Below are 16,229 nucleotides of genomic sequence, written 5' to 3'. Positions count from 1 at the left end.
AACGCCGCTGGCTCGCCAGTCACCGTGACCCTGAGCAACGGCGCCGTCATTACCATCGACGCCGGCAAAACCACTGGCACCGTGACTGTTGCGGCCCCGGCTGACGACGTCTACAAAGACGCCGGCACCGTTCAAGCCACGATCAGCAATGCAACGGGCGGCAACTTCGAAAACCTGGTGACCAACACCACGCCAGCCGTGACCAACGTCACCGACACCATCGACACCACCACCGTCAGCATCACCGGCAGCACCTCGGTGACCGAAGGCCAGACTGCCAGCTACACCGTCAGCCTGAACCACCCGGCGCAAACCGAAGTGACCCTGAAAATCGTCTACAGCGGTACCGCCGCCGACGGTTCGGACTTCACCGGCGTGTACACCGTGAAGATCCCGGCAGGTGCGAGCAGCGCGCAGTTCAACGTCGCCACCATCGATGACAAGATCACCGAAGGCACCGAGAACTTCGTGGTCAAAATTGATTCAGCCACCGGCGGCAACTTCGAGAACCTCGCGGTCAGCGCCACCAACGGCAGCGTCAGCACCTCAATCATCGACAACGATGCGCCGCCAGTCATCGACCTGGACGCCAACAATTCCAGTGGCGCCACCGGTGCCGACTACAAGGTGACGTTCACCGAGAACACCCCGGGCGCGGGCGTGTCGATTGCCGACACCGATATCAAGATCACCGACCCGGACAGCACTATGCTGACTGGCGCGACCGTGGTACTGACCAACCGTCAGGACGGCGATGCGCTGAACCTCGGCAATAGCGTCAACGGCATCACCATCAATGCCAACAGCACCAACGGCACCGTGACCCTGACCTTGTCGGGCAACGCGACGCTGGCCGACTACATGCAGGCGATCAAGAACATCAGCTTCACCAACAGCAGTGAAGACCCGAGCACCGTGCCGCGCATCATCACGGTGACCGTGACCGATGGTGGCAACTACTCCAACGTGGCGACCACTACGGTCAACGTCGTGGCAGTCAACGATGCGCCAGTTGCAGCACCAGTCAACGTCACCGGCACGGAAGACACGCCGCTGATCCTCGGCTGGTCGACCTTCGGTGTGACTGACGTCGACAGCCCGGCCAGCAGCCTCGGGATCAAAATCACCCAGCTGCCGGGCGAAGGCAAACTGCAGTACCTGGACGGCTCGACCTGGAAAGACGTCGCCAACAACCAGACTTTCAGCAAAGCGGACATCGACGCTGGCAAGCTGCGCTTCATGCCGGATGCCAACGAGTCGGGCGTCAACGGTTACGGCGGCACAGGTCTGGGCAACAACCAGGCTGACTACGCGCAGCTCAAGTTCCAGCCAACCGACGGCCAACTGCTGGGCAACACTGGCACCGTGAAAATCGACATCACGCCAGTGGCGGATGCCCCGACCGTGAGCGTGGCCGACAACAGCGTGAAGTCCACCGGGCTGATCAAGGAAGTCTGGACCGGTCTGTCGGGCCTTGGCACTAACGGCAACGGCGCGGATTCGACCACGTTGAAAAACGTCATCGACGGTGCCGGCACTCCAAACACCAGCACCAACGTCAACAACGTGCAGTCCGACGGCAGCGTGACCGCCGGTACCGCGTCGAAAACCTCGGGGCTGATTTATCTGGAAGCCGGCAAGACTTACACCTTCAGCGGCATCGGCGATGACAGCCTGCTGGTGACCATTGGCGGCAAGAGCGTGGCATCGACCACGTGGGGCGCGGGCGGCAACCTCAACGGTTCGTTCACCCCGACCACCAGCGGCTATTACACCCTGGACATCTACCACCACAACCAGAGCGGCCCGGGCAGCTACGACGTCAACCTGTCGGTCAACGGCAGCACGCCGATCGACCTGAGCAGCGCCGGCGTGCCGATCTACACCGGCGTGCAGGATCTGGTGAACTCGGGCGTGACCGTTTCTGATCTGCACGGCACCAACGGCGAAGGCTATTACGACGGCTACAAGCTCAACACCGGCGCCGAAGGCACCACCGTGAAACTGTCGGCCGTCAGCACCGCGCTGACCGATACCGACGGTTCGGAAACCCTGAGCGTGAAGATCAGCGGTGCACCGGTCGGCTCGGTACTCAGCGATGGCGCAGGGCATACCTTCACCGTCACTGCCAGCAGCGGCGACGCCAACGTCACCGGCTGGAACCTCGGCAGCCTCACCGTGACGCCACCGCCGTACTACAACGGCCAGTTCAACCTGACCGTGACCTCGACCTCCACCGAACAGGTTGGCGGCTCGGCGAGCAGCACGGCGACCATTCCGGTCACCGTGGTGCCGGCGGTCTACAACGCCATTGTCGCCACCTCGGCCGACGACACCGTCACCGGTACCGATGGCAACGACATCATCGTCGCCGACATCGGTGGTCTGACCGTGGTGCCGGGCACCAACTACAACATCGCGTTCATGGTCGACAGTTCCGGCAGTATGAGCAGCTCGTCGATCAACGCGGCGAAGGACTCGCTGACCGCGGTGTTCAACACCCTCAAGCAGAGCCTGGGCGGCAGCAACTCGGGCACGGTGAATATCTTCCTGGTGGACTTCGATACCCAAGTCAACAAGTCGGTGTCGGTGAACCTCAACGACCCGAATGCACTGACCCTGCTCAAAGCAGTTCTGGATTCGATGAGTTCCGGCGGCGGCACCAACTACGAGGACGTGTTCAAGACCACGGCCAACTGGTTCCAGAGCACAGAAGCGGTGGCCAACACCGGGGCGAAGAACCTCACGTACTTCATCACCGATGGCCAGCCGACCTACTACCAGAGCGGCGAGCAGACCAACCCGACGCTGTACGGCAGCGTGAAGTTCGACAGCGTGGTGACGACCAGCAACTACAAGCTGGGCGACACCTTCAGCACCTACATCGACAACACGCATTACCTGAGCATCAACGCCAACGGTTTCGCCCAGTTGCAGACCTACACCAACCGCTACGGCTGGAGCACTACCAATCTGGGTACCGTCCACGCGCAGGGCGACGGCACTTACGAGTTGTCGAGTCTGGCGGGCAGCGGCAGCAGCACCAGCACGACCACCACTGACAACTCGACCAGCAGTTTTGCCTTGCTCAGCGGTCTGTCGAACGTCGAGGCCATCGGCCTCAACAACGGCGTCAGCCTCAACGATCTGAAGCCGTACGATTCGGATAAAACGCCACAGACCAACATCGATCCGAAGGATCTGGCCAACTCGATCATCGGCCACACCGAAGCGACGCTGCCGGGCAATGACACCGTCAGCGGTGGCGACGGTAACGACATCCTGTTCGGCGATCTGGTGAGCTTCAACGGCATCGCCGGCGAGGGTTATCAGGCCATGCAGGCGTTCGTGGCCAAGGAAACCGGGGTCGACGTCAGCAAAGTCACTACCAGCAACGTGCATCAGTACATCACCGAGCACTATCAGGCGTTCGATGTGTCCGGCGCGCATGACGGCAATGACACGCTGCTGGGTGGTGCGGGCAATGACATCCTCTTCGGCTCGGGCGGCAACGACCTGCTCGATGGCGGCAAAGGCAATGACATCCTGCTCGGCGGCACCGGCAACGACACGCTGATCGGCGGTCAGGGCAACGACATCCTGATTGGTGGTTCGGGTGCCGACACCTTCGTCTGGAAGGCAGGCGACACCGGCAACGACGTGATCAAGGACTTCAAGGCCAGCGAAGGTGACCGCATCGACCTGCGCGATTTGCTGCAGGGCGAAACCGGCAGCACCATCGACAACTTCCTGAAGATCACCACGGTCGACGGCACGTCGTCGCTGCAAGTCAGCTCGGCGGGCAAGTTCAACTCCGGCGACGCTGCGGCGGCAACCCCGGACGTGACGATCAAACTGGAAGGCAACAACTGGTCGAGCGCCAACATTCATAACCTGATTGCCGGCAGCGACCCGACCATCAAGGTCGACCACAACAACAGCTGATGCGTGAACACAACGGCCGCCCTTCTCGGGCGGCCGTCACGTTTGCAGTCACCGCCACGGTGACGATTGCATCGGCGCACCGCATACTTGCGCGCAGTTGGCTATGCTGCTGACAGCATGACGCTGGTTCATTTCTGAGGGATGCTCAATGTTTTACGTGCAACGCGATGCGCAAGGTCTGTTGATTCGCGTGGAAGCCGCGGCCTACGCCGAAGCCACGGAAACGCTGCCGGCCGACAGCCATGAAATCCAGGCCTGGTTCGCCAACGAGGTCGTGGAAACCAGCCTCAAACAGCTCAAGCAGAGCGACTTTGAAATGATTCGGGTACTCGACGACCTGATTCAGGTGCTGACCCAGAAAGGCGTGATCCGCGTCACCGACCTGCCGCCGGCGGCGCAGGCCAAACTGATGGACCGGACCCAGGCGCGTGAGGCACTGGGTGGGCTGAGCCAGTTGATCGATGATGACGAAACCGGGTTGATCTGATCCATTCAGAATCAAAAGCCTGCCCTCACCCCAGCCCTCTCCCCGAGGGAGAGGGGGCCGACCGAGGTGTCTGGAGTTATACATCGACCTGAGATATCGAGTCGATTAAGGATTCAGCGCAAATCGTTCACGTCGGCGTATTACATCAATATCCCACGATCAGTCCCCTCTCCCCCCGGGAGAGGGTTAGGGTGAGGGCTGCTTTTACAATGACTCACCGCCAAGGCTTCGGTTCACCCAACAACTGCCCCTGAACCCCGTACAAGCCCATCTCGCGAATCACCGACAACTCCCCTTCCGTCTCGACCCGTTCGGCAATCAGCGGCAAATCAATGCTGTGCGCCGCGCGCTGAATCGCTTCGATAAACAGGCGCTTGTCACTCTCCTGATCGATCGCCCGGATGTAGCTGCCATCGATCTTCAAGTACGCCAGACCCAGCCGCGCGAGGTTGCCGATCATGCTGAAACGGCCACCAAAACGTTGCAGACTGAGGGAGAAACCGAGTTCGCGCAGGCGCCGGGTCAACTGCTCCAGCACCGCTTGCTCGGGCAATTGCTCTTCGCCAATCTCAAGGGTCAGCCGCGCGCCGAGGTTGGAATGCGCCCGGAGGATTTCGAAGACTTTGTTCAGCGCCTGCGGATCGGCCAGGGTCGCCGAAGACAGGTTCAGCGCCAGCGAATCTTCATGGCCTTTCATTTGTTCCAACACCCGTTCAAGCATCAGGCGATCCAGCCGCGCGGTCCAGCCGAAGCGCTCCAGCCACGGCAGGAAACGTCCGGCCGGGATGGTCTGGCCCTGTTCGTCGAGCAAGCGCGAAAGCACTTTGTAATGCAGCACCAGTTGCGTGTCCTGCGTGGCGACCACCGGTTGGAAATACAGCTCGAAACGTTGCTGACTCAAGGCCTGATCGAGCAAACGATGCCAGGCGTGGTGATCGTCGCCAACGTCTGCGGTCAGGCTCTGATCGATGCAGGCCCAGTTCTGTTCACCCTGCCCTTCAGCCTGCGCCAGCGCCTGATCACCGAGACTGAGCACCGACTGCGGCGAATCACCGTGAGCAAACGGTGCCAGACCGATCGAGGCCACCGCCGCCACGTCCGTCGCCCCCGTGGCGTGCAAGCTGCTCAGCGCACTGTCGAGGTTCTGCGCCAGTTGCAGCGCTTCTTCACGCACCAGCCCAGGCGCCAGCACGGCGAATTCACCACCGCGAATACGCGTGACGAGGTTCTGGGTTTCCGGGTATTTGGCGCACTCGCGCGACAGTTGCTCGCCGACGGCCTTCAACAATTCATCGGTGCGCTGACCGCCCAGACGCTGGTTGAGCCCGGCCAGATCCTTGACCCTCAACAGCAGCAGATAACCGGAGCTAGCCTGCTCCGGATTGCTCACCCGATTGTTCAGTTGCATCTCGAAATAACGCCGGTTGGCCAGCCCGGTGAGGTTGTCCTGGTAAGACTCGGCGCGCAGTTTTTCACTGCGTTCAGCCTGTTCCTGAAACAGCGCCTTGAGCTTCTCGACCATCTGGTTCATCGCCTGCACGACGCGACGCAATTCCGGCGTGCGCGGCAATTCAGGCAAGCTGAGAAATTCGCGACGGGCGATGGCGTGGGATTGCTTGACCATGTAATCCAGCGGCTTCAATTGCCGGCGCAACAGCAGCGCGCCGAGCAGCGCACTCACCGCACCGCAGATCAGCAGCCAGCCGAGGCTGCCCAACGCGCTCTGCCACAACTTGGCCACGGCAAACATCGGGTGACTGACCACCTCGACCCGCGCCGCCTGTTCCCAGCCACGGTTGACCAGCGCATCGCCGCCAGCCGGTTCCAGGCCAATCAGTTTGACGAACCAGTCCGGCACGTTGGTAACCGCGGGAATGCCGTTGCGCTCGACAATGGTTTGGTCGGTCTTCAGATCAACCACGCGGATGCTCGCGTAATAACCGCTGTCGAAAATCGAACTGACCAGCAATTCAACCATCGCCGGGTCGTCGATATTCGGTGTCAGCGATAACGCCAGCGCCGTTGCGGCATCCTGCGCGTGGGAGCGCAACTGGTTGACGTACTGAGTGCGCGAGCTCTCCAGGCTGACCATGAAGCTGCCGGTGAAGGCGACCACCAGGAACAGACAGATAGCGATCAACAGCTGTTTGAACAAAGACATCTGAGCGCGTGCTCCTAGTTAATCGTTTCGACCGGAAAACCTTCGGCCTGCATTTTCTTCAACACATCCTGCCAGCGTGACAGACGTTTGGTGTCACCGACTTTCTTGTTGCCCTTGGCGCCGGGCAGATACAGACCCTCAGCATTGAAAGAGTAGACCGGCAGCAAATCGGTTCGCTGCGACGCCGGCTGGATCGGGTCGATCAAGCTGTCGAGCACCAGCGGCATGGCATCCGGTGTTGCATAGTAAGTCAGCACCATGTGCGCGCGGTTCTGGCGCAGGGCCTTGACGTAGGTGATGCGCAGCTTGTCACTGGACACCCCGAGGTGGCGCAGGCTGAAATACTTGGCGATCGCATAGTCTTCGCAATCGCCGGCGCCTTTCCAGAGTGCCTCGATCGGGGTTTCCCAATAGTCGACTTCGTGCCACAGGTCGATGTCTTCGACGTAGCGCATCTGTTTGTTGAAAAACAGGTTCACCACTTTCAGCTTGTCCATTTCGCTGACTTGCTTCTGCGTCGCCAGCAGATTCTGCCAGGCATCGATGCGCTGCTGCCCGGCACCCAGCGGGCCGTACAGCGCCGTAGCCTTGCGGCTGATCGCGGAAAAATCCCAATCGGCATGCAGACCGCCCAGCATGACGCCGGCCAGCAGCAGTGCGCAGCCTAGCCAGCGCAGAGTCCGGGGGATCGCGAAACGTACCGCCACAGCAGATTTCCGGGGGGCAGGAAGGAAAGCGTTTGATGGTGAAGCTTAGCCGGGTAAAAAACAATGGCACCCTGAGATCATCGACGCCGCGCTAAACTTGTGGAATACGGTATTCCTCTACACGGTTTGACAACCTGTAGAGCAATCACTAGTGTCATTTGGATCCAATTCAGTCGAAAGCCAAGGGGCGTAGTCGTGCCACAGAAGCCCAAACCGCTGCACAGCATCAAAGTCGACGGGCCTATTCCCGCGCATTTGGCCCGCTCGATCATTGAAGAAACCTTGCGTGCTGCGATCCTCGACGGTCGCCTGCCGTGCGGCACGGCCCTGCGCCAACAAGATCTGGCCGACCTGTTCGGTGTCAGCCGCATGCCGGTGCGCGAGGCCTTGCGCCCGCTCGAAGCGCAAGCGCTGCTGAATGTCACTGCGCACAAAGGCGCGGTGGTAGCCGCGCTGATTCAAGGCGATGCCGCGCAAACCTATGAGCTGCGGATCCTGCTGGAATCCGCAGCGTTGCGTCAGTCGATTCCGCTGCTGGTGGCGGCTGATCTCGAACGCGCCGCCGACCTGATCAATGAACTGGAAAACCAGCAGGACTACAGCGAAATCGGTCGGCTCAATCGCTTGTTCCACATGGCCCTGTACAGCAAGGCACCGAACAAGCGCCTGTTGCGCCTGGTCGAAGACGGCCTTAATGAAGAGGAGCGGTTCCTGCGCTTCAATCTCGAAGCCATGGGCCTGGGCAAGATTTCTCAGGATGACCACCGCGCCTTGCTGCAAGCGGCGAGTGATGGGGATGTCGAGGGTTCGGTGACGTTGCTGGTGCAACACCTCAACCGTGGTGTCGAAGTGATCACGCGCTTCCTGGCCAGCCCTGCCGGACAACCCCGCAAAGCCGCAGACTAAGATCGCGACCCACTCCTACCGGAAACCCGATTAATGTGTAGGAGTGAGCCTGCTCGCGATGAACGATAACGCGATCTAACCGACCTTCACTCAGATCTTGAAGCTATCAACCAATTGCTTCAGGCGATTGGCCTGTTGCGACAACGCATCACAATCCTTCAACGTCTCGTTGAGGTTGGCGACGCTCTGCTGGTTCAACAGGTTGATCTGGTTGACGTCGACGTTGAGGGTCTCGACCACGGCGGTCTGCTCTTCCGTCGCGGCGGCTACCGACTGGTTCATGCCGTCGATTTCGCCAATGCGCTGAGTCACGCTGACCAGACGCAGACCGGCCTGATTGGCCACTTCCACGCTCTGCTCGCTCGACGCCTGACTGGCGTTCATGGTGCTCACCGCTTCACGCGAACCGACTTGCAGGGAAGTGATCATCTTGTGGATCTCTTCCGCCGATTCCTGAGTACGGTGGGCGAGGTTGCGCACCTCGTCCGCGACCACGGCAAAACCACGCCCGGCTTCACCGGCACGCGCCGCTTCGATCGCCGCGTTGAGCGCCAGCAGGTTGGTCTGTTGCGAGATACCTTTGATCACATCGAGGATGTGGCCAATGTTGTCGGTGCTGGCGTTCAGGGTTTCGATCTGCGTGCACGACAGGCTGATTTTCTGCGACAGCTCGGTCATCGCCTGGATGGTTTGTTCCACCACCTGACGACCGTCGTCCGCCTGCTCGCTGGCGCCGCTGGCGTGCTGCGAAGCATCGGCGGCGTTACGGGCGATCTCCTGCGTGGCAGCGCCCAACTCGTTGATCGCCGCAGCGACGCTGTTGGTGCGCGCACTTTGTTCGTCGGAGCCGACGATCGAAGCGTTGGACGAGGCCATTACCCGCTGCGACAAGTCATGTACGTGGCGAGTGGCCGAGGACACTTCGGAAATCGAGGCGTGAATTCGCTCAACAAACTGGTTGAACGCGCTGCCCAGCTCACCAAACTCATCCTTGCTCTCAACCACCAGACGGCGGGTCAGATCGCCCTCGCCCTGAGCGATGTCCTGCATCGCACGGCCCATGGTGGTCAGCGGACGCATCAGCACATTGATCAACAGGCTCAGCAGCAATGCGATCGCGGCCACGGCCACGAACATCGCGATCAGCGCCGAGGTACGGAATTGGCTGAGTGCGGCGTAGGCCTTGTCGCGATCGATCGACAGACCGATGTACCACTCGGCATTCGGCAAATCAGTGACCGGGGTGAACGAGAGAATACGTTCCTGACCGTTGAGCACGACGTTCTGGTTGCCCTTCTCGATGCGTACGCTGGAGTTCGGGTAGATGTCTTTCAGGTTCTTCATCACCTGATCTTTGTCCGGGCTGACGATCACCTGGCCGTCACCGCTGACCAGGAACGCATGGCCGAGACCACCGAAGTCCACGGAATTGATGATCTTCACCAGGGTTTCCAGGCTCAAGTCACCGCCAACCACACCGAGCAGCTCGCCGTTCTTTTTCACCGGCATGGCAATCGTCACCACCAGACCACCGACGGCAGCCATGTAAGGCGGCGTCAGCATGGTTTTGTCGGCGACGACCGCTTGCTTGTACCAAGGGCGCTGACGCGGATCGTAGCCGTCCGGCATCTTCGCGTCCGGGCGCTGGGTGAAGACACCGTTGGCCTGGCCGACGTAGGTGAACTGGAAGTTCGAGGTAAACGCCGGTTGATCGACCAGCCCCGGGAAATCGGCGTCCTTGCCCTGATGGGCAACGTTCTGCGCGAGGTTTTCCAGCACCAGAATTCGCCCGCTCATCCAGTTCTGTACGCTGCTGGCGGTCAGATCGCCGGCCTGCTGCACAGAGGATTGGAGGTTCTGGCGAATGGTGTTTCGCTGCAGATAGTCGTTGTAGAGGGTGAACAGCGCGAACGCCAGGACCACGACGCCCGAGGCGGCCAACAGGATTTTATGGCTGAACTTGAGATTCATTTCATGGGACTTCTTATGCGAAAAGTGGGGATGCGTTCCGGATGCAACATTCCATGTACAGCGCAGGCAGCGTTCTTCTGGCCGCTCTACTTTGGTGCACGCATGTCTCACCAGTCTGTCGGCACGCGCGGGAGAAATCTTAGGGCTATGTAGGAAATGGATGGCATTTCTGCCGAATTCCCGCCGAACGGCGTGCCAGAGCGTCCGCTGATGATTTTTTTCCGAGCGATGTTCGAGTGGCAGTTGCAAATTCGCCAACCCTTGCTGACAATGCGACTAATTATCATTTGTGACGTTCGGGCTGTCGCGTTCATGTCCTCACCTGAGTTTGCAGTACAGGCGCTCTACAGTACTCATCACGGCTGGCTCAATGCCTGGCTGCGTGCGCGGCTGGGCAACGCTGCGGATGCGGCGGATCTGGCGCAGGACACGTTCGTGCGTCTGCTGCAACGCACCGAACGCCTGGAGCTGAAAGCACCCCGCGCGTTTCTGCGCACGATTGCGCGCGGTCTGGTCATCGACCACTGGCGCCGTGAAGAGATCGAAAGGGCGTATCTGGAAACCATCGCCCACTTGCCCGAGGCCGAAACGCCGAGTGCCGAATCCCGGGCACTGGTGATCGAACTGCTGGAAAGCATCGCGCGCATGCTTGAAGGACTGAAACCAAAAGTGCGTCAGGCGTTTCTGCTGGCGCAGTGCGAAGGTTTGAGCCACAAACAGATTGCCGAGCAGATGAACGTATCGTTGCGTTCGGTCGAGCGCTATGTCGCCTACGCGCTGTATCACTGCTACGTGCTGCGGTACGAAAGCTGATGGCTGTGGATAACCTCTCATTGGGCCGGCGCGCCGAACCGCAACAGAAGGTGGTCAAGCAAGCCATTCACTGGCTGCTGCGCCTGCGCAACAACCATGGCAACGCGCGGCTGAATCGCCAGTGCGAGCAGTGGCGTGCCGAGCATCATGAACATGAACTGGCCTGGCAACGGGTGCAGTCATTACACGCCGAATTAAGCAACAACCTGCGCGCGGTACCCGGTGCGCATGTGGCGTTCAACACATTGGAAAACAGTGCGCAGGGGCTGGGCCGTCGTCAGGCCTTGAAGCTGTTGTCGGGCGCTTTACTGATGGGCTCTGCCGCGTGGTTGGCGAAAGACACCGCTGCCTGGCAGCAGTGGCGCGCCGATTACGCCACAGCAACCGGCGAGCGGCGCGGTTTTCAGTTGCCGGACGGCACACGAATCGAGCTCAGCACTGCCAGTGCAGTGGATTTCGATTACACCGCAGAGCAGCGTCTGATCAAACTGACCCGCGGCGAAATCGTCGTCACCTGCGGCGGCGCTGACGAAGGCGCGACCTTTGAACGCCCCCTGCGCGTACAAAGTCGCCACGGTATTTATGCGCCACAGGACGCGCGGTTCGTCCTGCGTCAGCAGAGCGATTGCACGCAACTCAGTGTCACCAGTGGCCGGGTGGCCATTCATTCCGGCGGTACGTCGATTGAAGCGCTGGCCGGACAAAGCTATCTGATCGATCACCATAAGGTGCGTCCAGCGCCGGCGCTGGATATGGATGTCGGAGCATGGGTCGACGGCCTGATCGTCACCCGCAATATGCGTCTGGGCGACTTCCTCAGTGAAGTCGGGCGCTATCGTCAGGGCTTTCTGAATTGCGCGGCGGATGCTGCGGACCTGCGTCTTTCCGGGGTATTCCGACTGGAGGACACCGACAAGCTGTTGGCGATTCTGCCGCAGACCTTGCCGGTGCAATTGCGCTATCGCACACGCTGGTGGGTGACGCTGGAACGTGCGGTCTGAAAATATTTTGGCGGGTTTTCGCGGTCAATCCGGCTTGGTCAGTAAGCACTTCAATTCAAGCGTTTGCGACTTCCTACGGAAACCTACAATGACTGTCCGCGCCACCTGTAAGAACTCTCTGAATTTCACTGCCGAATCGGCCGTATTGCGCCACGCGGTTCGCGCTGCGTTGTTGTCCACCGCGCTGGGCGTGTCGGTGTTGCCTAACCTGAGTGTGGCGGCCGAAACCGCTGCCAGTGAAGTCAGCCATCGTTACAACATCGCTGCCGGCCCTTTGGGTGAGGCGCTGAATCAGTTCGCGCGCCAGGCGGGCATCACCTTGTCGATGACGCCGCAGCAAACTCAGGGACAGCAGTCGCCCGGCGTACAGGGCGAGTATTCGACCGATCAGGCGCTAAGTCATCTGCTCGGTGGTTCCGGCCTCGAAGCGGTCAGCCAGGATGGCAGCAGCTACACCCTGCGCCCGCTCGCTGAATCCGCAGCGCTGGCCTTGCCGACCACCGATATCAAAGGCTTTGCCCTCGGCAACGCGCTGGGCAGCATGGACGGCTACAACGCCACGCACAGCCAGATCGCCACCAAAACCAGTACTGCGCTGCTGGAGACTTCGCAAAGTGTGTCCGTGGTCACCCGTGAGCAAATGGACGACCAGGGCTCGCAAACGGTCTCCCAGGCGATGCGCTACACCCCCGGCGTGCTGACCAATCCTTACGGCGCCACGCATCGCTACGACTATGTGGCGATGCGCGGTTTCAACGACGGCTCGGTGGACAACATCTACCTCGATGGCCTCAAGTCGATGGGCGACAGCGGCACTTACAGCACCATGCAGGTCGACCCGTATTTCCTTGAGCGCGTGGACATTCTCAAGGGGCCTTCCTCGGTTCTGTATGGTCGCAGCTCGCCCGGCGGCCTCGTCGCACTGACCAGCAAGAAACCGTTGTACGAGGCTTACCATCAGGTGCAAGCCACGGTCGGCACGCAAGGTCAGCGCGGGGTCGGTTTTGACTTCAGCGGACCGGTCGATGACGACAAGCGCGTTGCCTATCGTCTGACCGGGTTAACGGATCAGTCCGACACGCAATTCGACCACAACAAGGAAAAACGCTTTGCCTTGGCGCCGACCGTCAGCATCGACTTCAGTGAAGACACCTCGCTGACCCTGCAGGCGTATCTGCAACATGACCCGGATGGCGGTTATCACGGCGGCGTCCCCGCCGACGGCACGATCCATCAGCGCAATGGCAACCGGATCTCGCCGCACTTCTTCGAGGGCGAGCCGGGCATCGATGGTTATTCACGTGATCAACAGTCGTTCGGTTATCAGTTCGAGCATCGCTTCAACGATGTCTTCACGGCACGGCAGAATTTCCGCTACCTCGACTCCAAGGTGAACATGGACCAGGTCTACGCCTATGGCTGGACCACGCCGACCAGTAACGAACTGAACCGCTATTACACCGGCGGTGATGAGCGTCTGCATGCGTTTATCGTCGACAACATGCTGCAGGCGGAATTTTTCACCGGCGCGACCAAACACACGGTGCTGATGGGCGCGGATTATCAGCGGCGTAAAACCGTGGTCGACTGGACCAGCGGCGGCCTCGCGCCGATCAACGCGTTCAACCCGGTGTACGGCAACTCGGCAATTGATATGTACGGCGAGACCAGTTACCTGCGCCGCCTGGAGCAGACCGGCGTCTACCTGCAAGACCTGATCGAGATGGACAAATGGCGTTTCTCGCTGGGTTTGCGCCAGGACTGGGTCGAGACGTCGGATGAAAACCGTATTGCCGAAGCAGGGCGTCCGCTGGGCACCGAAATCAATGACCGTCGCTCCAAATTGACCGGCCGCGCTGGCGCCCTGTATCTGTTTGATAACGGTCTGGCGCCCTATATCAGCTATTCCGAATCGTTCAACCCGAACTCCTATGCCGACAGCGCCGGCAATCCATTGGCGCCTACCGATGGCACGCAGTGGGAATTGGGCTTGAAGTATCAGCCGCCGGGCACCGACAACCTGTTCACCGCGTCGGTGTTCCGCATCGATCAGGAAAACCTGGCGACCAAACTGCCGCAGGAAAACTTCTATCGCGCTGTCGGTGCTGTCCGCTCCCAAGGCCTGGAACTGGAAGCGCACATGCAACTGACCGACAACCTGAAAGTGCTCGGCAGCTACACCTTCACCGACATCGAATATTCGAAGTCGATGGTCAGCACGCTGAGTACCCCGACCGATGTGATCGAGAACAAAGGCAACTCGCCGACTCAGGCACCGCGGCACATGGCGTCGCTGTGGGCCGACTATAAATTCGACAGCGCGGCGCTGGATGGCCTGCGTCTGGGCGGCGGTGTGCGTTATGTCGGCTATAGCTGGGCGGATGCGGAAAACACCTTGAAGGTGCCGTCTTACACGCTGTTCGATGCATCGATCGGGTATGACCTGGGCAAGGTTGGCCTGAAGGGCGTCGATGTACGGCTGAATGCGAACAACCTGACCAACGAGTCCTACGTGGCTTCCTGTGCCAGCCTGAACTTCTGCTACATGGGCGAAGAGCGCAACGTCGCGGCGACGGTCAGCTATCATTTCTAAACCTTTGTCCTGTGCATAAAAAAGCCAGCCCCTGAAATGTCAGGGGCTGGCTTTGTCGTTTCAGTGGGGAAATTTTAATGCGCGCATTTCTGGTGTTGTTGCATCGCTATATCGGCTTGGCCACGGCGGTGTTTTTGTTGTTGGCCGGGATTACCGGAAGCATTCTGGCGTTCAATCATGAGCTGGATGAGTGGCTCAATCCACAGTTCTACTCAGCGTCTGCGCAGGGTTCACGATTGCCTCCGGGCGAGTTGGTCGACGCGGTGCAGTCTGCGCATCCGAAGTTGCAGGTCTGGTACATGGAATATCCGCATGAGGCTGGCCACACGGCGCTGCTGGCGGCGGTGCCGCGCAATGACCCAGCGACCGGCAAGCCATTCGATGAGCGCAATCAGGTGTTCTATCTCGATCCGGTGACGGCTGAACAGAAGGGCCAGCGATATTGGGGTGAGTGCTGTTTTCAGCGGGAGAACTTTGTCCCGTTCATTCTGGAATTTCATTACAACCTGACGTTGCCAGGCAACTGGGGATTGCTGTTGATGGGCCTGGTTGCAATCGCCTGGGTGATCGATTGCTTTGTGGCGTTGTGGCTGACCTTGCCGCGTGGCAAACCGTTCTGGAAGAAGTGGTCGACGGCGTGGAAGGTCAAGGGCGGACACGCCTATCGGCTTAACTTCGATCTGCATCGAGCTGGCGGATTGTGGTTATGGCTTTTGTTGCTGCCGATCGCTGTCAGCAGTGTGGCGATGAACTTGCCTAGCCAAGTGTTCAAACCTGTGGTGTCGCTGTTTTCACCCATTGAACCGAGCGTCTATGAAGCCCGAGGGCGAATACCTGCCAGTGAGGTTGGGGTAACCCAACTGAGTTATCAACAGGCGTACGAGAGGGCATTACAGGAGGGAGAAAGGTTAGGGCTGACAGCGGCGATCGGGGAGTTGTATTACAGCTTTGAGTACAACTTCTACGGGGCAGGATTCGGACAGCACGACACAGAGGCACATGGCAAATCCTGGTTGTTCTTTCACGGTACGGACGGGCGATTGTTAGGGCAGGAGATTGCAGGGCAGGGAACGTTGGGGGAACAGTTTTACCGGTTGCAGTTACCGATACACGGTGGACGGATCATTGGTATCACCGGGCAAATAATGATCGCGCTGCTAGGCGTTTTGATTGCGGGATTGTCAGGGACTGGCGTCTACATCTGGTGGCGCAAGTGGCAGGCTCGACGCATCAGCAAGGCTCGTAAAGCCATTTGACCGTGGGTTTTAGTGAACCTGAAATGACAAAACCCCTGTCTGCTTACGCAGACAGGGGTTTCGGAATTGAATCTTGACGATGACCTACTCTCACATGGGGAAACCCCACACTACCATCGGCGATGCATCGTTTCACTACTGAGTTCGGGATGGGATCAGGTGGTTCCAACGCTCTATGGTCGTCAAGAAATTCTGTATCTGGCCCGTCAACACGGTAACAGGCCAGCAAAAACGGATACTTCTACTAAAACAAAACCCCAATTGCTTTCGCAATTGGGGTTTCGGAATTTAATCTTGACGATGACCTACTCTCACATGGGGAAACCCCACACTACCATCGGCGATGCATCGTTTCACTGCTGAGTTCGGGATGGGATCAGGTGGTTCCA

10 protein-coding genes, 2 rRNA genes and 1 pseudogene are annotated in these 16,229 nt (G+C 59.6%); 7 read left to right on the top strand and 6 right to left on the bottom strand.

What is annotated here, in order from left to right:
* Both EJA70_RS25775 and EJA70_RS25770 read left to right on the top strand, forming a co-directional pair.
* The coding region (locus EJA70_RS25775) for an immunoglobulin-like domain-containing protein (RefSeq protein ID WP_158834483.1) at positions 1 to 3,945 on the top strand (3,945 nt) is incomplete at its 5' end.
* A 148-nt stretch (positions 3,946 to 4,093) separates the two neighbouring features.
* Complete coding sequence (locus tag EJA70_RS25770; protein WP_158834481.1) at positions 4,094 to 4,432, top strand: tryptophan synthase subunit beta; 339 nt, start codon at positions 4,094 to 4,096, stop codon at positions 4,430 to 4,432.
* Positions 4,433 to 4,646: 214 nt separating this feature from the next.
* Here EJA70_RS25770 and lapD read toward each other — a convergent pair whose 3' ends face one another.
* Positions 4,647 to 6,593, bottom strand: coding sequence for a cyclic di-GMP receptor LapD (lapD, locus tag EJA70_RS25765; RefSeq protein WP_158834479.1), 1,947 nt, complete (start codon positions 6,591 to 6,593; stop codon positions 4,647 to 4,649).
* A 14-nt stretch (positions 6,594 to 6,607) separates the two neighbouring features.
* Positions 6,608 to 7,300 carry a cysteine protease LapG gene (gene lapG / locus EJA70_RS25760; protein ID WP_008087033.1) on the bottom strand — a complete coding sequence of 231 codons (693 nt, stop codon included), beginning with the start codon at positions 7,298 to 7,300 and terminating at the stop codon, positions 6,608 to 6,610.
* A 195-nt stretch (positions 7,301 to 7,495) separates the two neighbouring features.
* Between lapG and EJA70_RS25755 the strand changes: the two genes are divergently transcribed.
* Complete coding sequence (locus EJA70_RS25755) at positions 7,496 to 8,206, top strand: GntR family transcriptional regulator (RefSeq protein ID WP_158834477.1); 711 nt, start codon at positions 7,496 to 7,498, stop codon at positions 8,204 to 8,206.
* A 90-nt stretch (positions 8,207 to 8,296) separates the two neighbouring features.
* Here the strand turns inward: EJA70_RS25755 and EJA70_RS31460 are convergent, their stop codons facing one another.
* Entirely contained in the window at positions 8,297 to 9,082 is a 786-nt protein-coding gene (locus tag EJA70_RS31460) for a methyl-accepting chemotaxis protein (protein ID WP_371924622.1), read from the bottom strand.
* Between the two features lie 69 nt (positions 9,083 to 9,151).
* Positions 9,152 to 10,177: pseudogene (locus tag EJA70_RS31455) on the bottom strand (cache domain-containing protein); the annotation flags it as partial.
* A gap of 312 nt (positions 10,178 to 10,489) precedes the next feature.
* Here EJA70_RS31455 and EJA70_RS25745 point away from each other — a divergent pair.
* The 4 genes from EJA70_RS25745 to EJA70_RS25730 all read left to right on the top strand — a co-directional run bounded on the left by EJA70_RS25745 (position 10,490) and on the right by EJA70_RS25730 (position 15,840).
* Complete coding sequence (locus EJA70_RS25745) at positions 10,490 to 10,990, top strand: sigma-70 family RNA polymerase sigma factor (RefSeq protein ID WP_158834473.1); 501 nt, start codon at positions 10,490 to 10,492, stop codon at positions 10,988 to 10,990.
* A complete protein-coding gene (locus EJA70_RS25740) occupies positions 10,990 to 11,991 on the top strand; it encodes a FecR domain-containing protein (RefSeq protein WP_158834472.1) in 1,002 nt (333 codons plus the stop codon). The genes EJA70_RS25745 and EJA70_RS25740 overlap by 1 nt, the downstream gene beginning before the upstream one ends.
* 88 nt (positions 11,992 to 12,079) lie before the next feature.
* Entirely contained in the window at positions 12,080 to 14,584 is a 2,505-nt protein-coding gene (locus tag EJA70_RS25735) for a TonB-dependent siderophore receptor (RefSeq protein ID WP_158834471.1), read from the top strand.
* A gap of 77 nt (positions 14,585 to 14,661) precedes the next feature.
* Entirely contained in the window at positions 14,662 to 15,840 is a 1,179-nt protein-coding gene (locus EJA70_RS25730; RefSeq protein WP_158834470.1) for a PepSY domain-containing protein, read from the top strand.
* A 71-nt stretch (positions 15,841 to 15,911) separates the two neighbouring features.
* On the opposite strand, the gene rrf (EJA70_RS25725) is transcribed toward EJA70_RS25730, so the two are convergent.
* Together rrf (EJA70_RS25725) and rrf (EJA70_RS25720) are read right to left on the bottom strand one after the other, a co-directional pair.
* Positions 15,912 to 16,027: ribosomal RNA gene (gene rrf / locus EJA70_RS25725) — 5S ribosomal RNA — on the bottom strand.
* Positions 16,028 to 16,132: 105 nt separating this feature from the next.
* Positions 16,133 to 16,229 (bottom strand): 5S ribosomal RNA (gene rrf / locus EJA70_RS25720); the annotation flags it as partial.

Origin of the sequence: Pseudomonas sp. PB103, from assembly GCF_009764635.1 — a bacterium.
Lineage (GTDB): Bacteria > Pseudomonadota > Gammaproteobacteria > Pseudomonadales > Pseudomonadaceae > Aquipseudomonas.
Note: the sequence above shows the minus strand (reverse complement) of the source record. Positions and strands in the feature narration are given on the sequence as shown.